Origin of the sequence: Xanthomonas sacchari, assembly GCF_040529065.1 — a bacterium.
Classification (GTDB): Bacteria; Pseudomonadota; Gammaproteobacteria; order Xanthomonadales; family Xanthomonadaceae; genus Xanthomonas_A; species Xanthomonas_A sacchari.
Genome location: NZ_CP132343.1, coordinates 2,670,316 through 2,694,010 on the forward strand (window position 1 = coordinate 2,670,316; position 23,695 = coordinate 2,694,010).

Sequence of the window (23,695 nt, forward strand, 5' to 3'; positions counted from 1 at the left end):
TGGACGCAACATCAAAAGTCCTGCAACTTCCGTCACCTGAAACGGGAGTTGCATCAACTTCACGATCGTTTTCCCCACAAGAAACCAAAAGCACCAGACATCCCAAAAACCAGACCCTAAGCATCATGGCCTCACACTCCTATACTCGCCGGGGTTACTCAAATCCATAGGGCCGTGAATATCACCTTTGTGCCCGTAGGGAATCGCCATCGGACCTCTAGGGGTATACCAAACGGATCGCGTTGGCGCATCGACCTCGGTTCCCCTAACTCTGGACAGCCCAGTCATCACATTGACCATGCCGGGCTCTTCAGGGTCAGCACCAGTGTTACACGCCTTCAGAATGACAGGCTCATAGTCTTTGCATCCCTGCTGCTTCAAGATGTCGTTAAACTTAGCCATTGAGCGAGCATTATTACCATAATATCTAACCTTGTTTGCTGTTCCAGCTCGAGTATCAGACACGTGTGTCCAAGCGCCATGAGCGTAGACAACGCAGTAGCCGACCATATCTACGTCGGCCAAGGCTCCTTTATAGACAATGGCATCCTCCTTGTTCTGCGGACCAACCAGCACCACTTTCCTCAGACCAAGTGGATCAATATAAGCTAAAGGGCCACCATCAACATACGCATATGTAGCGCTCCCTCCTTCCAACCCAATCAAATCACTTTGTGCATACCGCCCGGTGCCAGCATCGTAGTCCCGGAAATAGTTCTGGTTGAGCCCCGTGGCGCTGTCGTAGCGCTGTCCAGGGAACCGCAGGTTGAACACGAATGCGGTGCCGTCGTTGTCTGGGTTTTGGTTCGGCGGCGTAGTGCCGAAGGCCTCGCCCTTGATGTCCCAGGCCCAGATGGCAACGTCGCGCACCGAGTCGATTACCGCCCGTGGCGCTCCCAGATGGTCTGGCTGCACATAGTTCAGCGCGGTCCCTGCCAGCACGCCCACCGGCAGGTCATCGAGCCAGATCGCCTGCTGGAGGGCCTTGCCGTTGGTGTCGTAGTCGCCCATCCAGTGGCCGGCTTCGTCGTAGACGGTGTAGGTGTTGGTGGTGCCGAGGAACCGGCGCACCTGCTCGCCCCGGTCGTTGTAGCGATACTCCATCGCCAACGTGCCGCTGCGCGTGGCTTGGCTCAGGCGTCCCGTCGCATCGTAGGCGAAGGTGCGGGCCGTGCCATCGATGGCCGTGGTGTTGCCTGCGGCATCGTAGCTGCGCGCTGCGCCGGCCACGCTTGCCAGGCGGTGGCTGTCGGTTGGATAGGTGTAGGTCTGGCTGGCGCCGTTGACCTGGGCGCTGAGGCGATTGCCGGTGGCGTCGTAGCTGTAGCCGTCGATCACCGTGCCGGTCGCGCCGTCCTTGAAGGCGGTCAGCCGATTCAGGTTGTCATAGCCCAATTTCACCACGGGTGCGGTGTTGCCGGGCGCGGTCAGCGCATTGAGGTTGCCCGCCGGGTCGAAGCCGAACCCGATGTTGAGGCCATCCTTGCGGCCGTCCTGGATCGCCAGTGGGCGGTAGTTCTTGTCCAGCACGCGCTGCAACGGCCGGCCGTTGCCATAGGCCCAGCCAGCGCTGGGGCCGAACGGGTAGTAAGTCGCGCCGCTCAGCAGTTTTTGGCGCGCGCCGCCGGCGGGCGTGACGCCCACTTCCGTTGTCTGTCCCAGCGCATTGCGCACGTAATCCACCACCGCGCCGTCCGGATAGGTCACCCGGCTGAGGCGGTCGCCCTTGGTGTAGGCGTAGCGCAGCGCGAACGCCTTGCCATTGGTGGTCTGCACCTTGCGCACCACGCGCCCGAACCGGTCATAGCAATATTGGGTCGTGCCGCTGCCGTCCTGCAGCCTGCTCAAGCGGCCCAGCGCGAAGGTTTCCCCGGCCGCGCACACGTTCTGGCTGGCATCGTAGGTGTAGGTTGCGATCAGCGCCTTGTCGGCGTAAGTGGCCTTGGCCAATCGCCCCAGCGCATCGTAGAGGTAGCTGGTCTTGGTCCCACGCGCGTCGGTCTGCGTGACCATGTTGCCGGCACTGTTGTAGGTGTAGCTGGTCACGCCCGTGTCGGGGCTGGTCAGCTTCAGCAGGTCGCCCAGGCCGTTGTATTGGTAGACCGTGGCCAGGCCCTTGGGATCGGTGACTTTCGCGATGCGGTCCAGCGCGTCGTAATCGAACTGGGTCTTGGCCGCGATGCCACCCACGTCCTGCGTGGTCTGCTTGACCCGGTTGAGCGGATCGTAGTCGGCCTGGGTCTTGTGCTTGAGCGCGTCGGTGACCAGTTGCACGTTGCCGTTGTCGTCGTAGCTGAAGTCGGTCGGATCGGCTTCGGCCGTGGCCTGCGTCGCCAACTGGCCAATTCGGTTGTAGATCCGCGACAGCGTGTGCGTGAGGGTGCCCGACGCGTCCTTGGTGTCTTCCTTGGCCCGGTTGCCCGACGGATCCAGCGTGTAATGGATGGTGTTGCCGGCGCCATCGGTCACGTCGGTCAAGCGATGCGCGGCGTCGTAACCATAGGTGACGAACGTGCCGTCGGGATCGGTCACCTTTTTGACATTCCCTACCTCATCGTAGGCCACGACCGTCGTCTGATCCTGGTCGGACGGTGTGCCATCCGCGTTCGCGCGCAGCGTGCTTGAGTCCGTCCAGCCGCGTGGCGTGTAGGTGAGGTCCCGGATCAGGCCATTGGCGTCCTGGGTGCGCGTCGGGCGCCCGTTACGGTCGTAGGCCACATAGGTGGTGGCCCGGCCCAGCGCGTCGATGACCTGATACAGATCCCCCGCGCGGTGGCAGGCGCCACCGACAGTGGCGCAGCCGGATTCATCGGCGGTCAGGTAGTAGCGGTAGGTCGTGGTGTCCGCCACATCGGTGCGCGGGCCGTCCTGGCTCAGCACCAAACCGATCTGTGGGCACTGTGTGCCGTCCACGCTATCGCAGTAGCTGGTCAGCCACTGACGCACACCAGTCGGGGCGTTGAGCGTGCTACCGCAGGTGTAGCTGGCAGCAGCGGACACGCTCGGATCGAGGTCACAACGTGCCGTCTGCTGACCGCGGGCGTTGTAGGCCCACATCGTCTTGGCGGTCGTGGCGCCGGCCGCATCCAGCACCGTGCGGGTCAGTGGCACGCGCAGGCTGGTGTTCCAGGTGATGTTCGTCGTGCGCTGCTGCGCAGTCCCCGACGCATCGATCTGCTGGGTCAACAGGCCACCGGCGGCATAGGTCGTCTTGGTGACCGTGCCCTTGAAGTCGGTCCTCGACGCCGGATACCCGTTGTCGTCGTAGGTCAGCGCCTTCCAGGGCTGATTGCATTGTTCACCGCACGGCACGCTGGCACCGGTCGGCTTGAGCGAGCCGTAGCCGGTGTCCGTGTAGGTCAGAAAGGTCCTGAATCCCAGCGGAGAGGTCACCGCGGCCGGGGTGGCCCAGTTGGAGGTGGAGGCCGAATACTCGACCGAGATGGCATCGACGTTGCCGGCGAAGCTCGACGCAATCGCATCGCCACTGCTGGCATAGCGCGTGGTTTCAAAGCGCACGCCCTTCTCGTCGATGACGCCAGTCAGCGCCGTCGGCTGACTCTTGTTGGAGGTGAGCGAGGCCTCGTTGTAGACGTATTGGCGCGTCTTGCCGTCCGGATACTGCACGGAGGTCAGGTTGCCGATGCTGTCGTAGCCGTAGGTCAGCGTGCCGCCGTCAGGCAAGGTGACGGTGCTCAGGCGGTTGTTGCTGTCGTAGGCGAAGCTCAGCGAGCGGCCGCCCACATCGGTGACCCGCTGCAGCAGGTTCGGCGGGGGCTTGGTGCCGGCGACCGGCGGCAGGTCGCTGTATTGCAAGGTCAACACCGTCTGGCCCATGCGATCGAACACCGAGCGCAGCAGGCCGGCGGTGTCGTAGAGCTCGGTCTGCTGGGTCGCCGCCACCGCCAGGGAGTAGCCTAGCAACACGCCGGCGCTGTCGCGGCGCTCGGTCAAGGCATCGGCGATGTCCGGGTCCGGCACCCACGCGCCGTTGCTGGGACGAAACCGTTCAACCACACCGTCAGGCCGCTGGACATCGATAAAGCTGCCACCATTGGCGACGCCCGACAGCATCAGATCCAGTCGGCGCTCGAAGGAGTGGCGCCACTGCTTGCCCAGCGTCACCGCGGTCACGAAGGTCTTGCTGTTGTAGAACCGGCGCAGGGTCAGCCAGGTCGGCGAATCGTAGTCGGTGTCCTGGCGGAACATGTTGCCCGTGGACGTGTTGATCGGGTCGCCTTCGAAGGCAGTTCCCCGATGCACCCCGCCTTGCTTCAGCGCGGCGTTGCCGCTGCTGCCATGGGGGCCGGTGTTGTCGCCAGCCTGGCCCAGCCCTCCGGTGCACCCGGTGTTGCAACTACCCGTGTTCTTGACCGGCTGGCCTTCGCCCACGATCTTGTCGTTGGCGTAGACATAGCCCCACCACTGCCCGTTTTGATACACGGTCGCAGCCGCAAAGCCATCGCTGTAGGTCACAGTAAAGACGGGCGTTTTTTCGCAGCCATTGGATTGACACACCCGCATGGCGCCATCGATGACGAACTGCACCGCCTCGTTCACGGTCGCAAACGATTGCGAACCATTGCTGGAATCCCCGACATACGGCGGCCCATATTGTCGCTTCGGGGTGACCGCCACACTGGGGAAGGCCGCCAGCGCGCCGGTAAGCAGCAACAGGCACGCACCGCCGAAACGGCGGGCGGCACGCACGTGGGGGTTCGGCATAGCTTCGTCCTTGAGCATAGATTGAGTTGTGGGGCCCGCAGCCGCAACGAGCAGCTTCTTGGCGGCGCCATCTTACCGGTCCTTGTTGCAAATTCTGAGACAGACGTTGGATTTCTTAGCCTGCGAGATTCCCACCTGACGACCAAGCGGCAAACGGTCGTCCTTCGACCTACTCGGCGCTCCTTGGCCCGTCGCTGGGTAGCTCAGGACAAGTCCGAGGCTCCCAACTTACTCGGACAACCCACATCCATCTCCGTTGCCGCTCAGCCCGGATACTTGGGGAACTTCTCGTCCGGGTGGCTTGCCTTCCACTGCTTGTAGGCCGCGGTGCCTTCCCACGCCTTGAACGCCAAGGGAGTGCGTCCGCGGCCCGACCAGGTCTCCTGGGTATGGGGCAGCCAATACTTAGGCGCAACTTCCTTTTTTGCCTGGGCGGGAGCAGCGTTGCGGGGACGGCCCGGGTTGCTGGCTCCAATGGCAACAGCTAACTCGGCCCTCTGTTTCGGGGTGAAGTGCTTATTGTACTGTGACAGCAAGCCGATGATTTCTGTTAAAGCCGATGCGGCCTGTTCTTGGCGGAGAGCAACTTCCTGCTCTTCAAGCTTCCGGATTTCATCTTGGATCTTAGATTTTGCGCTAGAGATGGCTGTAAGAGATAACTTATTCATTCTTGATCAAGAAGATAGAGATTTTTCCATGCCAAGCCTAACCGCCTTAAACATTGGTTGCAACAAATTTTCGTTATCACTGCTTAGCTGATGATGTTGAGTCGAACAGATGCTAATCAGCCTAACCCAAACGAAGCCATCAAGCCAACGCTCTAGTGCATTAGCCATTATGTGCTTCGCCCTGTTAATGGGCATCCTAGCGAGCACTTTCCACATCTGGAGGCAATGACAATTTATCCAAGATCATAGAATGCACCAAAGGTATACTAATGTGCCCCATGCTTAAACCTGCTATGCTCATAAGCGGCGGCAATCCCTCAAAAGAATCACGAAATTGAAGGAAAAGAGTGACTCAAATTCTTGAATTAAAGATACAGAGCAATAGCGATTTTAGACTTGGTTGCCAGAACTGCGATTCGATTGATCCCCAATCTAGTGATGGGATCCTAGTCGGACCAATACGGACTCGGCTCAGCGCATTACCGGTTGTTTTATACAGGCTTAGCCATGTCGCTACTTCAGGTCAGCTCAACTAAAGCCACTATTGCGCGGATACTTTGACAGTCAGCAATCGCAGCGCGGCGGTTGGCGTCATGCCCAGCGCTCCGACCAAATCAACAAACTCCACGACGTCCAGTCGTCGTGCCCCGGCCTCCACAGCAGACAGGCGTTGTTGTGGCCAACCTAATGCCCGCGCCACATCGGTCTGCGACAGGCCTAAAGCCTCACGCTGCTGCCGCAAGCCGAGTACGAGTGCTCGGTAGTCCGCACGATAGATGGTCTTTGAACTCATAGCCGCGGGGAGAGAAACGCGGCCTGAAATCTATGAGGCACTCACCGAATACATGAAAATCATGTAGACTGATCTGGAGATGATTGCTAGCCTTTGGCTAAGCCTCACCAGGAGGTCAGATGAGTCAGACGGGCAGCGAATATGTCGACGTGCTGCATGGCATGGGCATGCCTGCCCTGCAATTGGTACGTGCGACTGCTTGGTATGCATTCGTGCGCGCCGCGCAGGAATCGGCGCCGATAAGTCCTACACCCACACTCTCTCGCTTGCTGCTAGAGGAACTGGCGCGCGCCGGAGTCCTAAAGCCCACTGCTTCTGCGCCAAGCGTGCTCGATCCCTGGGGCTGGCACTACGCGGACAGGGTTGGCGACACATCGGACTTGTCTGCCCACTTACTTGTCATCATCAATAGTATTGCAACGCAGCCCGCCGCTAACGCGGCTCGCCTATGGTTGTGGCGGCAACTCATCGATGCTGAGTCCGAGGCCCACATGGCCGACTTGTTGGCGCGCCATCAACTGGGCGCGCTACGCGCGCTCATCACGCATGTACATCCCCACTGGCAAGACCACAGCCTATGCAGACGTCGCTATCTAGGCTGGTATGCCGTGCGTGGAGCTGCAGCCGCTTTTCTACGCACGGACGGAGATGACCAGATGACTGCTCTGACACTTCTGGGGGAACTGCGCAGACGTAGCCGGTGGCTGGCACATCAATTCCATCAACATACAGTCGGGCCAGCACAATATTGCTTCCCACCTTCGCCGACCGCTCGGCAATCTCTGCTCTCTCAGGTATTCTTGAAGCATATCGCCCCGCTCGGCAGGGCCTACTGGCGCGAAGTACTAAGCCTACAGAGTTTAAACACTTCCGCTTGGGATTCAGATCGGCAATCCGCTGACGAATAGAGCAAGGAAGCCCGCGCCATTGCCGTTTCGGCAACCATCCCCGCAGAATATTAGCAGTGTCGGGCAGAGTGGACCAAGCCGCTTAGTCCACTCTGCCGTGAAATCGAAGCTACTAACGCTTCGCCAATTGCATCTGGATTTCATAAGCCTCATTCGATTTTTCAATCGAATGGTTGTAACGGCGCGGCGCGCACTTCAAAGTGCTTGCGTGAAGATACGCAAGCGATATTAGTCATTTTCGCGGAAAGATTTTCGCATCTGCGCGACCGCCAACGTCTTTCTAGCCAAACCCATGCTTCAATGGGCCAATCTGGAATTTTGACTCCCGTCTCCGTCCGCAAGGCAAGCCAGGCCCGCCACGCGGCGTACAGGGCCGATAAGCGATCTATCGGGGCCAGCATTCCAATCCGACTAGGGCGACCAGGTGGGTAAAGACGGCCCCGGCCGGTTCGAACCCAACCTTTCTCCGCGAGAACCCAGCTAGAGCCAACACTAGCGATTGGACCCGAGATACATCCCCAATTTCGTGCGGCCGCTAACGCCAAGTCTCGCCGAAGGCGGAGGTCCAAGAGATCTAGTTTTTCATCAGTTCGCCACTCCTTTAGCCATCCACACCATCGCAAAAGTTCTGGATCTTCAGAAATATCCACTTTTATCGAAAGCGCTCGATGGTAGAGAAGAAGATCGTGTTCTTCGCAGCAGATAGTTCTTACGTCAAGCCAAGCAGCGAGTACCGGATGCCTTAGTACACCAGATTTCGTTTTTTCCACGCAAAGCGGACAGCATATGTCCCGCCATTCTGGGGCGATCCTAAAATCGACTGGCACATCAAGCGCACGCCCCAACCCTGAGGGCAAATCGGTCCACTCTCTTTTGTACAAGGGTCGCTCAGGCTCAGCAGGGTCACAAACGCACCAAGCCCACCAATCAGCCTCACTGATACCCAGAAGTATTCGAGTAGCGTCAAGCCATGAGCGCACGCTTTCGCCAGGATGGACGGACGAAAATACGGGAATTTCAAGAATTTCCATTGCGCCCTCCTTCGCCAACATGGCCATAACTCAATGCGATCTCGAGCAACTCAATGTCAATGCGAGTAAGCCCCCTGGCGATGGCAATCCTATTGGCCCCGGAAATGACCTCAAGAATTTTAGCCGTTGAGCAGCAACCGTGCGCTATAAGCCATCTAACGGTAGCTTTATCATCCAATCCAGACGACTGCGGAAGGCCTAACTCTTTGTCAACGCTAACCAGAAAAGACCTGAATTCTTGCGACTCCTCCCACATCGGAATTTCAATTCGCGTAAATCTTGACTGAAGTTGCTCATCGGCCGATAAAACGTTCACCAGATTCATGGTGGAAGCGATAGAGATCGTCACCCCTCGATTTGAAATCGCTTTGATGAATGCTAAAGTTTGCTGTTGCGTTGATCTTCCTGCATTCAGAAAATTCCCTGCTTCATCTATTAGCAGCTGCCTAACTCCAGAAGAAGACAGTAGATCTAGCGCTTTTTCACACATTGCCGAGGGCTTTCCAGCCATCTGTGCACCAGGAAGACACGCATCCACTATTGAACGTGCTAGCTTGCTATGGTATCCATCAAACGGCGCTTCCACGTAAATGACTTCTTTTCGCCTAGCCGCAGGCTCGTTCGATGGTGGCGCAACCTGATCCAGATAGTGCATCTGCAAACGCGTCTTCCCGCAGCCTGGCCCCGCGGCGAGATGAACGCATTTCGGACGATCGCGCCCAGCCTCTACCGTTCTTAGGTGGCTTAATAATTTTAGATACTTGACGGCTGCTGGATGAGGTATGAAGCGGAACGAATGCTCAAGACTTCTCTGCTTTCCCGTGTATGCCCTCTCGGAAGGAGGGCCACTCTCATTTTCGCTCCGGGCGATCATCCGACCACCCCGTCAGTCCAGTTGAATGCGGTAACCTCTTGGGTATAGTCAACTGCTGGACTTGAAGGCTCCGGCTTCGAATTCGGTGTCCTCGCAACCTTTCGCCTAGCCAATTTAGATGACGATTCCGCTTCGAGCTGAATGCTTCTTTGCCTCCGAATGGCCTCAAACATCTCACTCTCTTCGGACGCCAGCTTCCCTTTCGCTCTCAGTTCAGCCCTAGCCTCCCGCAGCTCCCATAAGGAGAATTCGCCCTGTGATCTGTCAAGCAATGGCACATCAATGAAACGATCTGCTTGTCGCAGATACACCTTTGTAAGGTCTCTTTGACTGAAGTGAATTTGATGATCCTTTTGATCGTTGATCAGGGGAGTGAGGCACGGGTCCCAATAGTTTAGGCCGTGAATCGTGATTCCTGTCCGACGAATTTTCCGAGAAACAGAAGGCAAGAATCCCGCAACGAAGGAGCGCGCATCAGCAATGATTGCAGGAATGATCGGACGGCCGCTGGCGTCTCGCCAGGCAGCATCCCATGCAGCAGCTGGAGTGGTTCCTCCAAGACCCGCGTGCGGCCTATTATGATACTTCCCGGCAATTTCTTCGGCGAGCCAGCGGTCCAGATCGTGTAAAGACATCGTCGCATGTTTCTCAGATTGATAGTTCCCCCTCGCCTTTACATTAGAGAAAGTAGTTCCCGGAAGAAGATGGACGGCCCCCATCATGGTTCCTATCACGCGTTCAACATATGCACCGTAATGAGGACTCCTAACAGGCCGTTCTTGGATTCGAATTCCATACCGCTCGCACTGCGCTTTGACTTCCTTCGCCTGAAAGGTCTTTGCGTTGTCCCAATGAATGCATTCCATCTTGCCAAACATTGGGTAAGCAACGTCAAGTCCGAGTCGCTTCAACCAGGCCTGCTTCGGGAAGGACGCATGCTCCAATGCATGCGCTACCGACGTCTGATTCGGAGTATCGAAACTAAGGTAGTAGCCTAGAATGCAGCGGGTATAGACATCGATTGCTACAGTTAGCCACGGTCTACCGATTGGCTTTCTGGTCGTTCCAGAAACGACTACCAGGTCAACAAGGGCATGGTCGATCTGAACAGCCTCAAGTGATCTTGATACCTTTAATCTCGCGTTTGAAGGGGCCTGTAGTGCATGAGCATCGTGAAATCCTAGGCGCCTTTTCGCGGTATACATAGGATCCCGGCTGGATATCCGTGCGAGAACGGCTTTCCTCCCAGGAGCACAAACCCCAGCCTCACGGGCGAGCTCTGCAGCGCGCCGAACGACAGCAACGACGGGGCGCTTTTCGCGGGTTAGGTAGACCTCCTCGATAGCCTTGTTGATCAAGCTCTCTACGACCGGAGCTAGGCGACGACTTCCCGGGCTTGGCCCTGGGATAGATGGCAGCTGCGAACCCGGCATCGGATTTTCGCGATGAACTTGCAGCCGCCGCCTCACCGTACGTGGATGAACACCCATTTTTCGTGCGACTTCAATGCAGTCGGTCAATTTGACGGCACCGGTCCCCTTGCGCCCGAGGCTCATGAGCGCTTCATACCATCGGAGGGCCTCCTGTTCAGTTTTCGGATCCGAGGCGCTTATATCTCGAATGCTTTTTTCCTGACGTTCGGTTCGAAAAGGCTCGATCATGCTGACGTCCGCCCAAATGAACTCGGACGTGCCCTCGACCTTCAGATGAATCCGCCCTTCAGAGTGGATGCCCACAACTACTACTGCCCGGCCACCACATACCGCCAGCAACCCCTCCTTGATTAGCAAATCAGGGACAATTCCAGCCAATCTTTTTGTTGCAGCCATCGCCCAAACCTCCGGCCGAAGACAGCAACCGCCCAGCCCTCTTGACGACGGGAGAGTAAAGTGGGAGGCTGAACAAATCGGGCACCAACCGATCATTTCCTGAATGGCACGGGCGCCAACCCGTGCCATTCGTCGTTTCAGCCTGGGCGGTTGCCGAATCAAGCCACGCTAATGACTCCCGACGCCTTAGGTTCCGGGGTGATAGCACACAGTGCACGCGGCATCAATGCAAGTCATTGAAGCGCATGAATTTTTGCTACGTTTTTCCGAAAATGCTGTCGTTTTTTCAGGGCAGGAAATGGGTAGTGCGACTACGCAAGACCTAAACTTCGCTGGGTCCTAAGATGGTGTCCCTATCAGCGCGTCTGTGCCAAGATGATGTCGCTGCCAGTTCAACCTGCCTCCGTACTGCCCGGCCAGTGGTCTGATGGCGCTGCTAATTCTTTGTTTCCCAAACTATTTTTTCCGAGTGACAGTAATTGGGAACACTGACATCGCCGGCCCTAGTTCCCGCGAACCAAGGATCAGGAATCTGCAGTTGCCGCACCCTATGGCTAGCGCCTCTGCTGGGCGGCCTTTTCGCATTGTGCCTGGACAGCGGCAGCGAGGCGTTCAAGCCCGTCAATCAGCACCGTGTCCTCGATGGTCAGGGGCGGTATCAGCTTGACGACATTCTCTTCCGGGCCACAGAGTTCGACGATCAGTCCCAGTTCGAATGCGGTCCGTGAGACGGCGTCGGCGATGTGCCGGTCCAGGAAAACCAAGCCCTGCAACATGCCGATCCCCCGCACCTCGCTAATGTGCTCCGGCGCGGACGCCTGGATGGAACGAAGAGCCTCCCTGATCAGTCTTGCCCGGTGGTCGATCGCATTGCAAAACCTGCTGTCTTCCCAGTAGCTCAGCACGGCGGTCGCGGCCACGAAGGCGAGATTGTTGCCGCGGAACGTTCCGTTGTGCTCGCCCGGCTCCCAGGAGTCCAGGCCGGGCTTCATCAATACCAGGGACATCGGCAGACCATAGCCGGAGATCGACTTTGACAAGCACACGATGTCGGGGCAGATTCCGGCGCGCTCGAAGCTGAAGAACGCCCCGGTGCGGCCGCAGCCGGCCTGGATGTCGTCTACGATGAGCATGATGTCTTGCTTCCTGGCCAGCTCGGCCAGACGCACAAGCCACGCGGAAGACGCCACGTTGATCCCGCCTTCAGCCTGCACCGTCTCGACGATGAACGCGGCGGGCAGATCAATGCCCGATCCGCCCCGCAGCAACAACGCTTCGACTACATCCAGCGTATCGAGGTCCTTGCCCAGGAAGCCATCGTAGGGCATGCGTACGATGTCGTGCAGGGAAACACCGGCCGCCGCACGCTTGGACGCCCTCGCTGATGCGGCCAGCGACGCCAGTGTCATGCCGTGGAAGGCGTTGGTGAAGGCGACGACATTGCGCCGCCCGGTCACCTTCCGTGCCAGCTTCAATGCGGCCTCTACCGCGTTGGTGCCGGTCGGTCCGGTGAACTGCACTCGGTAGTCGTAGCCTCTTGGTGACAGGATGACGCGCTTGAACTCCCGCAAAAAATCGCGCTTGGCGAGTGTATGCAGATCCAGCGCCTGGATTACGCCATCGTTCGACAGATAGGCGATCAGCCTGTCGCGTACCAACGGATTGTTGTGCCCGTAGTTGAGCGAGCCGGCTGCAGCCAGGAAATCGATATACGTCCGCCCTGCCTCATCCTCCAGGACCGCGTTACGCGCTGTGGCGAACATCGCGGGGAATCTCCTGCAATAGCTTCTGACGCCGGATTCGACCTCCGCGAAGATCTGAAAAGAGTCTTGGACGGCCGAAGTTTCTTCAAGCTCGACGACTGCGCAGACAGACATTGAACGCTCCTTGATTCGATTGGATTGACACCGCACGGCGTCCGGTTGTGGGCACGACGCCCGTCCCGTTCAGAACTCCAGTTCTCTGCTGCAGAATAGACGCTCGCCCGGGATCCCCGCCTGCCTGCACTTGTCCAAAAACATGTCCGACTCCACCAACTGGATGCTGTCGGGCTCGTACTTCAGGCCCATCATGTACTGCAGCCAAGGCTCCTGCCCCATCGCATAGATGAAGACCCGCGGCGGCTGCACCTCGCTCAGTACGTTCCAGGCGCGTTCGCAGTTGGCTCCCGACAGGCGCCGTGACTCATTGTTCTTGCGGCTGACTGGTTTGCCGAGCAACGGTTCGTACAGCCAGGCCAGCGGCGCACCGTGACATTCCATTCCCAGGAACAGCGCGTCGATCCGGCCGACGCGGCGCATCATGCGCTGGTAGAGCATGCCATCGACGCCATCTGAGTCGATCAGGAACATGAATTTGCGGCCTTTGAGCGTCAGCGCAATGGCATGTTTGCTGTAGATGCTGAGATCCGCGTGCTCGCCGGTGAACGGCAAACTGAGGATTTCTCCGTCCGGGATCTCGACACGCTCGAACGCATCCAGCACTTCGACGTCCTCGAATCCCAACGAGCGCAGCATGAGTTTCATGGATGGATCGGCGATATTGCCGCTGTTGTTCGAGGGCACGATTACCTTGCCGATCCGGTGTCGCAGCTGGATCAGTATCTCCGCGCAAAAGTGGTCCTGGTGGGAATGCGTCAGCACCACATAGTCAATGAACTCGGGAAGGTCGTTGTAGGTAAACCGACCATCGTCTTTCGTCTCGAATGCCACCATCGGGTCGAAAAGCACCGAGACCTGGCTGCTCTGAAACAGGACGCAGGCATGGCCGAAATAGCGCATGCGTACTTCGTCCCCGGCATAGTGGGCGTTTCCGTTCGTTGCCGGTGGCATCGTAGTGAAGAACTCGGCGAAGGCTGGCGCGGCGTCGGCGCCCACCTCGAACAATGCCGCGATTTCCTGGAACGGCCTGGGCGTGGTGCGCATGCCCGCAAGCACGTCCATCCGCTTATCGGAGAACTGCATTGCGACACGATAGGAATTCTTGCCGTCGAGGCGGGGCGTGCTCATGAAGAAGTGGCGGTCCTGCTCGCCGATCAACTGCAGCAGGATTTCCTGTTTGCCGCCCATGCCTTCGTCGTAGACCAGATCCTCGAAGAGGCGCAGGCCCGGATGGTCGTTGGTGTCGTACAGGCACTCGACGAGGCCGCGCAGCGATGGCGGCAGCTTGGAGTAGAAGCCGTTAAGCGAGAATCCGTTGGCTTCGGCCTGAAGCGTGGCGCTGAAGTTCTTCAGATCCTCGGCGAAGGTCAAAAGAGGCGCGCACTGCTCCTGTGTCTGTGCCATCAACTGCTCTACCGCAGGGACATCTTCCACTGCCAGGCTGACGAACGGGCCGCCGTACATTGCCGGATCGCTACTCGCGGCCAGGTGCGCGGCGGGATTGGTCACGAACGATTCCATCAGCGGCAGCAGGCGGAACTTGAGGTTCATCGCCAGCTGCGCCGGGGCGATCAGGTACGGCCATGCGTACCAGCCCGATACCAGCGGCTCGATCTTTGTCCCAGATTTCAGAAAAACGGTATCGGTTGGAAGCATCGAATATCCCTATAGAGGTTCTACGCATGGAGACGCGGCAGCGGCCCGCTCAGGTGGAGGAAAGGTAGGCGAGCGTATTACGTTCGCCCTTGAACGACTCGCGGCCATGCATCATCAGGACGTTGTCGATCATCAGCAGGTCGTTGCGCTGCCAATCGAACAGCAACTTGTTCTGGTTCAGGACCTTTCGCACCTGCGCAAGCACATCCTCTTCCATGGCCTCGCCATCGCCGTACTCGCACTCATGCGGAAGATTGCCCTTCCCCACCATTTGCTCGAACATGCCGCGAATGGCGGGATTCAACGCCGACGCATGCCATTGCTCGGCCTGGTTGAACCAGACCTCCTCGCCTGTGCGGGGATGCGTCGTGACGGCCTCGCAGCGGGTGGAGACGCGCAGCATGCCGTTGGCCGACCATGTGCAGACCGATCCCTGTTCGGCGGCGATCTTCTCCACCTGGGCACGGTCCTCGGTCTGGTAGGTCGCCTGCCAGCTCTTCCCGAACGGAATGTTCGGCTGAAAGTTGCGGATGTAGTTGATCTTCTTCTCTCGAAACTTGTCAGCGATGTCCTGCGGCAGCTGCTGCAGGATGTCGCGACTACTGGCAAGCGATGTCTGTCCGCCCGAAGCGGCCGGGGTCAGACTGTAAAAGAACAGGCGCGTCGGCCAGTCGGGCAGATAGGACATCTCGTTGTGCAGCGAGATCACCTCGGTGGCCGGATACTCGGTAGAGGTGAAGACATCAGCAACCACGCGATTGCGCGGCGAATCGCCGCCCACATAGCCGAACGGCTTGCCTCCCAGACGTTCGGCACAGTTGTGGAAGTCCTGCGCGCCCTTCAGAGTGAAGCCTCGGAAGAGAATCCCCCCATGCTGCAACAACAGTTCCTCGATTCTGGCGCTTTCATGCGCCAGGTAGCCCTGCAACGTGTCCAGGCTGGCGTCCGCCTCTGGCGTCACGACCACCGGGTGGTGGTCCGAGGTCGAAAACAGGGAACTCACTTTCATAAACCGGTCTCCATGCGGTGTGATGCGATGTACGGGCCGCGCCGATGCCGATGCGGCGAGTGAAACATGCGGTGTTGGTCTGGCTAGAGCATGCGTGGGCTGCTGGTACTGGCGGCATGCGTGCTGCGCCCTGGGTCTGCGGTGGTTGGGCTGCGCGCAGGCAACTGCTTGATCATGTCCTCCAACTCGCTGTTGAGTTGATCCACCACGGCACTGCGCTGTGTGTTGATAAAGAAGTGGCCGTCGTCGAACCACGTGGTGCGGCACGCGGCGGATGTCTCCTTCGCCCATCCTTCGACCTGGCCGTAGCCCTCGTTGTCGTCTTGCCGGCCGGCGTAGACACTGATCGGAATTTGCAGCAGAGGGCCTGGGCGATACGCGTAGTCCTCGGCCAGTGTGAAGTCGGCGCGGATTGCAGGAAGCATGAGTGCCATCAGTTCGCGACTCTCCAGCACCTCGGCAGGCGTTCCGTTGTAGTGACGCAATTCCTTGATGAAGTCGGCATCCGACAGCTGCCGCAACTGCCTGGAGGGGCTACGGAACCGCGGCGCCTGACATCCCGAGGCAAACAAGTGTCGTGGGCCCGTAATGCCGTGCAGACGCAGATAGCGCGCCAGTTCGAATGCGATCAGCGCCCCGACGCTATGGCCGAAGAAGGCGAACGGCAAGCAGCCCTGCTGTGTGATCGCCGGCGCCATCGCCCTAAGCAAGGTCTGCATCGAAGCGATCGGAGCCTCCGCGATGCGTGCGCCCCGTCCAGGGAGCTGCAGGGCGCAGATCTCGACAGATGGATGCAACGCGGGACGCCACGCAGCGAAATTGAAGGCGCTTCCACCTGCGTAGGCGAAGCAGAACAGCCGCATCCGTGGCGGCGCGGCGGTCATGTGGACGACCCAGGGGGTGTGGTGCATGACGTCAAACTCCCTCAGGTGCGGCCGCCCGTGGGGAGGCTGCCATGTGGAGGCACGTTCGGTCCGGCGGTGCACTGCCATGCCCCAGAGCGTTCTCGATCGCCTCGGCGATGCACTGCACGTGGGGGTCTCTCATCAGACCGTAGTGATCCGTCTCGAGGTGATGGCTCCTGCCCTCACTGGTCCACGGCTCGGAAGCGCGCATTGGCGGATCCATCGGAGCGGCGGGGTCCTGGCGCATCGCCCAGAATGTCTGCACAGGGGCCGGCACGGGGCTGGGACGGTAGCCTGCGAGCAATCGCAGGTGTCCATGGGTGACAGGCACTTGCGCCTTGAAATGGGAGAAGGCAGCGGCATCGAGGTCCGGCGTCAGCCATTGACTCAGCAATGGCCCCGCGTCGGAAAACGTCATCTGCAACAGCGCGGCGACTTCGCTGGAACCCGGTATCGCGTTCTCCCGGCCGCCCTGCTTCCAGGAGTACCCGCTTCCACGCAGTTCCACCAGTGCGGCCTTGAGCAGCAGGGCATCGTCATCCAGGCATGCATCGTCGACGTAGGAGCGAGCGTCGACGAGGCCGAGGTACTCGATCTCATTGCCCTCCCCGATCAACTGCGCTGCCACCGCGGCCGCGATGACGCCGCCCGTCGACCACCCCAGCAGACGGTAAGGCCCCGACGGTTGCGCGATGCGTATGGCCTGTGCGTATGCGCGGGCCATGTCCGTGATGGTCTCAAATTTGTGCGGCGCCCCGTTCGCCTCAGGTGCCTGGATGCCATGAACTGGAATCCGTGGCGCCAGGTGTCGCGCCAGCGCCCGATAGAAGAATACCTGTCCGCCGACTGGATGGAGGCAGAATAGTGGCCTGTCCTCGCCTGCGCTTTGCAGCGGCACCATCACTGTCTGCGTTTGGCGGCCGGTCTCGACCATGGCGGCGAGGTCGCAAAGGCGCGAAGCCGAGAATATCGCCGCGATCGGCAGGTCCGCATCGAAGCGCATCCGTAGCGCATGCACTAGCTTGATCGCAAGCAGGGAATGTCCTCCCAACTCAAAGAAGTCGTCCTGCCGCCCGACCCGCTCCAGGTTCAACAGTTCCTGCCAGATCGCGGCAATTCCCTGCTCCGTCTCGCCGTCTGGCGCCTCGTAGGCGCGGCTGGCCACGGCCGCCTGGTCCGGGGCCGGCAGCGCCGTGCGATCCAGCTTGCCGTTGGGCGTCAGCGGCAAGCTCTCCAACATCACGAACGCGCTGGGCACCATGTACTCGGGCAAGGCCTGCGATAGCGCATCGCGCAGCGACGCCACCGCCAACGCATTGCCGGCGTCGGGCACCACATAGGCCACCAGCCGCTTGTCGCCCGGCACATCCTCGCGTGCGAGCACCACTGCCTCGCGTACGCTCGCGCACGCCGCCAGCCGCGCCTCGATCTCCCCCAGCTCGATGCGGAACCCGCGCACCTTCACCTGGAAATCGTTACGCCCCAGATACTCGATGTTGCCGTCCGGCCGCCAGCGCCCCAGATCGCCGGTGCGGTACATGCGGGCATCGCGATCGGACGCAAACGGATCGGCCAGGAACCGCTCGGCCGTCAGCTCCGGGCGGTTCAAGTAGCCGCGGGCCACACCGGCACCGCCGATGTACAGCTCGCCGATCACCCCGATCGGTACCGGCTGACCCTGCGCATCCAGCACGTACACCTGCGTATTGGCGATCGGCTTGCCGATATGGCCAACGAACCCGGTCTCCCGCGTCATCGTCGTCCAGGTCGAGTAGGTCGTTGTCTCCGAAGGACCGTACAGGTTCGCCACCACCTGCGCCTGGCTTGTCGCAAACACCCGCTCCACCAGCGCTCGCTTCAGCGGCTCGCCGGCCAGGTTCACCGTCGTCACCGAGGCCGGCAGGTCCGCGCCGTCCAGCACCGCGGCCATCGCCGAAGGCACCGTGTTGACCAGCGTCGTCCCATCCAGGGCCTGCCCCGCCGACACCAGGTCCGCAACCAGCCGCACGCTGCGGCCGCTGCTCAGCGGCACGAACAACTCGAACACGGCCAAGTCGAAATTGATCGACGTCGACAACAGCGTCGTGGCCAACTGCTCGGCACTGAAGCTGGCCTGCGCCCAGGCCACCAGGTTGACGGCGTTGGCATGCGCGAGCATCACCCCCTTGGGCCGTCCGGTGGAGCCGGAGGTGTAGATCACGTAGGCCAGATGCCGCGCACTCAGACCAGCCACGACCGGATCGTGTGCCGGCTGGCGGGCCAGTGCGGCATCGTCGTCCACGGCCACGATTGCCACGGCCCTCTCGTCGCCGCCGAGAGCACGCACCGTGTCGACCAACCGCGCCTGCGTCAGCAGCGCCACCGGCTCGGCATCGGCCAGCATGTAGGCCAGCCGCTCGGCCGGATACGCCGGATCCAGCGGCACGTAGGCACCGCCGGCCTTGAGGATCGCCAGGATCCCCACCACCATCTCCACGCTGCGCGGCAGGCAGATCGCCACGCGCGTATCCGGTTGCACGCCCAGTGCGATCAGGCGGTGCGCCAGCTGGTTGGCACGGGCGTTCAATGCACCGTAGCTCAGCTGCTGGTCCCCGCACTCCAGGGCCAGCGCCTGCGGCTGCCGCGATGCCTGCGCCTGGAACAAGACATGGATCGGCGTGTTCTGCGGAACATCCATCCGCGTCGCGTTGAACGTGTGCAATACCTGCTCGCGTTCCTCCGGCGATAACAACGGCAGGCGCGAGACGGCTTGCGTGTCGTCACTCACCATCGCCGCCAGCAGCGTCTGCCACTGGCCCAGCAACCGCTCCATGCGCGCCGGCTCGAACAGGTCGGCCGCATACACCAGCCCACCGACGAGCCCATCCGGCGTCTCGCTCAGCGCCAGCGACAGGTCGAACTGCGCGCTCGGCGTGCCCGTCTCCAATGCAGCCAGACGCAGGCCGGGCAGCTGCAACGCCCCCTCGCCGGGGGTGTTGTTCAAGCTCAGCATCGCCTGGAACACCGGGCTGTGACTCAGGCTGCGCACCGGCTGCACCGCTTCGACCACCTGCTCGAACGGCAGATCCTGGTGCGCATAGGCGCCCAGCAGCCTGGCACGCACCTGCGCCAACAGCGCCGCCACACTCGGGTCGCCGTCCAGGTCCACGCGCAGGGCCAGGGTGTTGGCGAAGAAGCCGATCAACGGCTCGATCTCGGCGCGTTGCCGGTTCGCCACCGGGCTGCCGATCACCACCTGGTGCTGGCCGCTCAGCCGCCCCAGCAGCGCCGACCAGCTGGCCAGCAGCGTCATGAACAGCGTGGTGCCGTGGCGCTGCGACAGCTGCTGCAGTTGGGTACTGAGCGCCTGCGGTACCCGCACCGCCACGCGGGCGCCCCGGTAGCGTTGCACCGCCGGCCGCGGGTGGTCGGTCGGCAGCTCCAGCAGTGCCGGTGCATCACGCAACTGGTCCTTCCAGAACCCCCGTTGTTCGTCCAGCACAGTCCCCTGCAACCAGCGCCGCTGCCAGGCCGCATAGTCCGCATACTGCACCGGCAGTGCCGGCAAGGGATCGGCCGCGCCGGTCAGGAAGGCGGCATACAGCGCGCTGACCTCACCCACCAGTACCCCGATCGACCAGCCATCGGAGACGATATGGTGCTGGGTCACCAGCAGAACGTGTTCCTTTTCGGCGAGAACCAGCAAGCGGCCACGCACCAGCGGGCCCTGCGCCAGGTCGAACGGCGCGCCGGCCTCGGCCAGGCGCAGTTCTGCGACCGCCGCCTCCTGCTCGGCCCCCTGCAGATGGCGCAGGTCGTGCTCGATCAACTGGAAGCCGCTATCTGCCGGTGCGATCACCTGTCGCGGTTCGCCCTCCACGCTGGCGAAGGTGGTGCGCAGGCTCTCGTGCCGCGCCACCACGCGGTCCAGGCTGCACTGCAGCGCGGTGCGGTCCAGCATACCGCTCAGCCGCAGCGCGGCCGGGATGTGATAGGCCGCGCCCGCAGCATGATCGAGTTGATCCAGGAACCACAGCCGCTGCTGCGCCCACGACAGCGGCAACGTCCCCTCCCCCCGCTCCACCGGCTCGATCGCCTCCTGCGTCGTGGCGCCGGCAGCGGCCACGCGTGCGGCCAAGGCGGCCAGCACCGGATGGGCGAAGACCTCGCGCAATGCCAGTTCCACCCCCAGCGTCGCACGCACCCGGGTCACCAGGCGCACCGCCAGCAACGAGTGCCCGCCCAGCTCGAAGAAGTGGTCCTGCCGCCCCACCCGCTCCAGGTTCAACAGTTCCTGCCAGATCGCGGCAATTCCCTGCTCCGTCTCGCCGTCTGGCGCCTCGTAGGCGCGGCTGGCCACGGCCGCCTGGTCCGGGGCCGGCAGCGCCGCACGATCCAGCTTGCCGTTCGGCGTCAGCGGCAAGCTCTCCAACATCATGAACGCGCTGGGCACCATGTACTCGGGCAAGGCCTGCGATAGCGCATCGCGCAGCGACGCCACCGCCAACGCATTGCCGGCGTCGGGCACCACATAGGCCACCAGCCGCTTGTCGCCCGGCACATCCTCGCGTGCGAGCACCACTGCCTCGCGTACGCCCGCGCACGCCGCCAGCCGCGCCTCGATCTCCCCCAGCTCGATGCGGAACCCGCGCACCTTCACCTGGAAATCGTTACGCCCCAGATACTCGATGTTGCCGTCCGGCCGCCAGCGCCCCAGATCGCCGGTGCGGTACATGCGGGCATCGCGATCGGACGCAAACGGATCGGCCAGGAACCGCTCGGCCGTCAGCTCCGGGCGGTTCAAGTAGCCGCGGGCCACACCGGCACCGCCGATGTACAGCTCGCCGATCACCCCGATCGGTACCGGCTGACCCTGCGCATCCAGCACGTACACCTGTGTGTTGGCGATCGGCTTGCCGATGGGAATGATGTGTGCCCCGTCGGGCACATTCGCCACACGATACGTGGTCGCGAACGTCGTGCCCTCGGTGGGTCCATAGCAGTTGAGCACATGTGCCGGAGACGAGGAGCCGCGCAATGCCCGGGCAGCGCTGCGGGGCTCCAGCACGTCGCCTCCGACCAGCAGATAGCGCAGCCCGGGAAACGACAGGCCGAACGTATTCACGTATTCGTTGAACAGCCCGACCGTAAGCAGCAGCAGGGTTGCCGCTCCTTCGCGCAGTGTGTTGCCGAGCGACTGCGGGTCCATGAGCACCGGCTGGGGAATGACCAGCAGGCGCGCACCATTAAGCAGCGCTCCCCACACCTCCCACGTGGCTGCGTCGAACGCTGGGTTGGAACAATGGCCGACACAGTCGTCCGCAGAGATCGGCACGGCCGGATTGTCAGTGGTCAGATGCACCACGTTGCGATGTTCGAGCATCACGCCCTTCGGCTTGCCTGTGGAGCCGGAGGTATAGATCACGTAAGCAAGGTGACGCGACGTCAGCCCATCGATGATGGGGTTAGAGACATCCCCGGCACCGGCGACAGCCATGATGTGATCGAAGACCAGCAACGGGCAAGACGCGGTGCCCAGCACCGGCACGGTCTCCAATAGCGTGGCTTCGCTCAACACGGCGGCTGGCCGGGTGTCCTCCAACATATACGCCAGACGTTCCGCAGGGAGCGCGGGGTCCAATGGAACGTAGGCGCCGCCAGCCTTCAGCACGCCGAGCATGCCTGCGGCCAGCGCAACCCCACGCTGCGCGCAGAGCGCGACGCAGCAGTCCGGACCCACGCCCAGCGCAATCAGGCGATACGCGATCAGGTTGGCCTGGCGATTGAGTTCGCCGTAACTGAGCCGCAGGCCGTCGCAGTCGATCGCGATCGCCTGCGGTTGCCGTGCCGCGTGTGCCTCGAACAGGACATGGATCAGGGCCTCGGGTTGAGACGGTCGCTGCGTCGCATTGAAGCCGTACACGACCTGCCCACGCTCGGCGGCGGCCAGCAACGGCAGCCGCGTGACCGCCTGACAATCGTCAGCCACCATCGCCTCCAGCACCCGCACCCAATGCCCGAGCATCCGCTCGATCGTGCTGCCATCAAACAGGTCTGTGGCATAGATCGCCCCTCCCACCAGCCCGTCGGCGCCATCGACCAGGGAGAGCGCAAGGTCGAAGTGCGCGGTCTTCTGCACCGTTTCCAGCGCGGCCATGGTTAGTTTCGACTGCGGCAACGATGGCGGCGGCTCCACGCCCGGCGTGTTGTCCAAGGCCAGCAGCACCTGGAACAGCGGACTGTAGCTGAGACTGCGAACCGGCTGGATCGCTTCCACCACCTGCTCGAACGGCAGGTCCTGGTGCGCATAGGCGCCAAGGGTCGTGTCCTTGATCCGCGCCAACAACTGGGCGACGGTTGGTGCACCGGATAGGTCCACACGCAGCGCGAGGGTATTGACGAAGAACCCCACCAGCGGCTCGATCTCTGCCCGCTGGCGATTGGCAACTGGCGTGCCGATCACCAAGTCGGTCTGCCGGCTCAATCGCGACAACAGGATCGACCACCCTGCCAGCAAGGTCATGAACAAGGTGGCGCCATGGCGCTGCGACAAGGCGCGCAACTGCTCGCTCAGTCGGTGCGACAGGCGCAGCATCCGACGATCGCCACGATAGCTCTGCACCGCAGGGCGCGGCCGGTCAGTGGGCAACTCCAGCAATGACGGGGCGCCAGCCAGTTGCCTCTGCCAGAAGTCGAGCTGTCCCTGCAACACGTCGCCCTGCAGCCAGCCGCGCTGCCAGGATGCGTAGTCGGCGTACTGGATCGGCAACGGCGGCAGGGGATCTGCCAAGCCGTGGCTGAACGCGGCATAGAGTGCGCCCACTTCCTTTGCCAACACGCCGATCGACCAGCCATCGGAGATGATGTGGTGCTGGGTGACCAGCAACACGTGCTCGCGCTCGGACACTACCAGCAAGCGGCCACGGATCAGCGGCCCTTGCGCGAGATCGAACGGCGCACGGGCCTCCTGCAGGCTCACGTGCGCAAGCGCGGCGTCCTGCGCGGCCGGCTCCAGGCCGCTCAGATCGTGCACCGTCAGTGCAAAGCCGACGTCCGCGGCGGCGATCACCTGCCGCGGCTCGCCCTCCACGCTGACGAAGGTGGTCCGCAGGTTTTCGTGCCGCGCCACGATGCGGTCCAGGCTTTCCTGCAACGCCGTGCGATCCAGCGTACCGGTCAATCGCAGCGCGGCCGGGATGTGGTAAGCCGCACCAGCCGCGTGGTCGAGCTGATCAAGGAACCATAGCCGCTGCTGTGCCCACGACACCGGCAAGAGGCCGCCTCGTTCCACCGGCTGGATCGGCGCGCTCCCAACCGGCTGCGGCGCAAGCTTCGCCTTTGCCAGCTTGAGCAGGCGTTCCTTTTCGGCAATGGAAAGATTCTTCAGCGCAGTGCGTTCCATCTAGCGACCTTGTCTGCAGGTGTCCTTGCGAATGCG

Annotated in this window: 10 protein-coding genes; all 10 read right to left on the minus strand. The window is 61.4% G+C overall.

The genetic code is table 11. The features are described 5' to 3' along the window. Positions 1 to 123 precede the first annotated feature (123 nt). Positions 124 to 4,743, minus strand: coding sequence for an RHS repeat-associated core domain-containing protein (locus RAB71_RS11355; RefSeq protein WP_100223984.1), 4,620 nt, complete (start codon positions 4,741 to 4,743; stop codon positions 124 to 126). Between the two features lie 245 nt (positions 4,744 to 4,988). Then, positions 4,989 to 5,393 carry an H-NS family nucleoid-associated regulatory protein gene (locus RAB71_RS11360; RefSeq protein WP_040900571.1) on the minus strand — a complete coding sequence of 135 codons (405 nt, stop codon included), beginning with the start codon at positions 5,391 to 5,393 and terminating at the stop codon, positions 4,989 to 4,991. Between the two features lie 541 nt (positions 5,394 to 5,934). Then, entirely contained in the window at positions 5,935 to 6,186 is a 252-nt protein-coding gene (locus RAB71_RS11365) for a helix-turn-helix transcriptional regulator (protein ID WP_010340403.1), read from the minus strand. Between the two features lie 1,925 nt (positions 6,187 to 8,111). Then, complete coding sequence (locus tag RAB71_RS11370) at positions 8,112 to 8,999, minus strand: TniB family NTP-binding protein (protein WP_081481882.1); 888 nt, start codon at positions 8,997 to 8,999, stop codon at positions 8,112 to 8,114. Then, positions 8,996 to 10,828: a Mu transposase C-terminal domain-containing protein gene (locus RAB71_RS11375; protein ID WP_158255549.1), complete on the minus strand. Its 1,833-nt coding sequence runs from the start codon at positions 10,826 to 10,828 to the stop codon at positions 8,996 to 8,998. Before RAB71_RS11375 ends, RAB71_RS11370 begins: the two co-directional genes overlap by 4 nt. A gap of 554 nt (positions 10,829 to 11,382) precedes the next feature. Next, positions 11,383 to 12,705 carry a diaminobutyrate--2-oxoglutarate transaminase gene (gene ectB, locus RAB71_RS11380; RefSeq protein WP_010340405.1) on the minus strand — a complete coding sequence of 441 codons (1,323 nt, stop codon included), beginning with the start codon at positions 12,703 to 12,705 and terminating at the stop codon, positions 11,383 to 11,385. Positions 12,706 to 12,774: 69 nt separating this feature from the next. Then, on the minus strand, positions 12,775 to 14,364 hold the full coding sequence (locus RAB71_RS11385) for an MBL fold metallo-hydrolase (protein WP_029561742.1): 1,590 nt from the start codon (positions 14,362 to 14,364) through the stop codon (positions 12,775 to 12,777). Between the two features lie 49 nt (positions 14,365 to 14,413). Beyond that, on the minus strand, positions 14,414 to 15,367 hold the full coding sequence (locus tag RAB71_RS11390; RefSeq protein ID WP_208625097.1) for a TauD/TfdA family dioxygenase: 954 nt from the start codon (positions 15,365 to 15,367) through the stop codon (positions 14,414 to 14,416). An 89-nt stretch (positions 15,368 to 15,456) separates the two neighbouring features. Further along, positions 15,457 to 16,284 (minus strand): thioesterase II family protein, encoded by an 828-nt coding sequence (locus RAB71_RS11395; protein ID WP_010340408.1) that lies wholly within the window; start codon positions 16,282 to 16,284, stop codon positions 15,457 to 15,459. A gap of 4 nt (positions 16,285 to 16,288) precedes the next feature. Next, the gene (locus tag RAB71_RS11400; RefSeq protein WP_353940048.1) at positions 16,289 to 23,659 is read right to left on the minus strand and encodes an amino acid adenylation domain-containing protein; all 7,371 of its coding nucleotides are present in this window, start codon (positions 23,657 to 23,659) and stop codon (positions 16,289 to 16,291) included. Between the last annotated feature and the right edge of the window lie 36 nt (positions 23,660 to 23,695).

What these genes read in the sequence shown, in the direction of transcription:
- RAB71_RS11370 (WP_081481882.1), bottom strand. Translation starts at nt 8,999, where the DNA reads ATGATCGCCCGGAGCGAAAATGAGAGTGGCCCTCCTTCCGAGAGGGCA.
- RAB71_RS11395 (WP_010340408.1), bottom strand. Translation starts at nt 16,284, where the DNA reads ATGCACCACACCCCCTGGGTCGTCCACATGACCGCCGCGCCGCCACGG.
- RAB71_RS11375 (WP_158255549.1), bottom strand. Translation starts at nt 10,828, where the DNA reads ATGGCTGCAACAAAAAGATTGGCTGGAATTGTCCCTGATTTGCTAATC.
- ectB (WP_010340405.1), bottom strand. Translation starts at nt 12,705, where the DNA reads ATGTCTGTCTGCGCAGTCGTCGAGCTTGAAGAAACTTCGGCCGTCCAA.
- RAB71_RS11385 (WP_029561742.1), bottom strand. Translation starts at nt 14,364, where the DNA reads ATGCTTCCAACCGATACCGTTTTTCTGAAATCTGGGACAAAGATCGAG.
- RAB71_RS11360 (WP_040900571.1), bottom strand. Translation starts at nt 5,393, where the DNA reads ATGAATAAGTTATCTCTTACAGCCATCTCTAGCGCAAAATCTAAGATC.
- RAB71_RS11365 (WP_010340403.1), bottom strand. Translation starts at nt 6,186, where the DNA reads ATGAGTTCAAAGACCATCTATCGTGCGGACTACCGAGCACTCGTACTC.
- RAB71_RS11400 (WP_353940048.1), bottom strand. Translation starts at nt 23,659, where the DNA reads ATGGAACGCACTGCGCTGAAGAATCTTTCCATTGCCGAAAAGGAACGC.
- RAB71_RS11355 (WP_100223984.1), bottom strand. Translation starts at nt 4,743, where the DNA reads ATGCTCAAGGACGAAGCTATGCCGAACCCCCACGTGCGTGCCGCCCGC.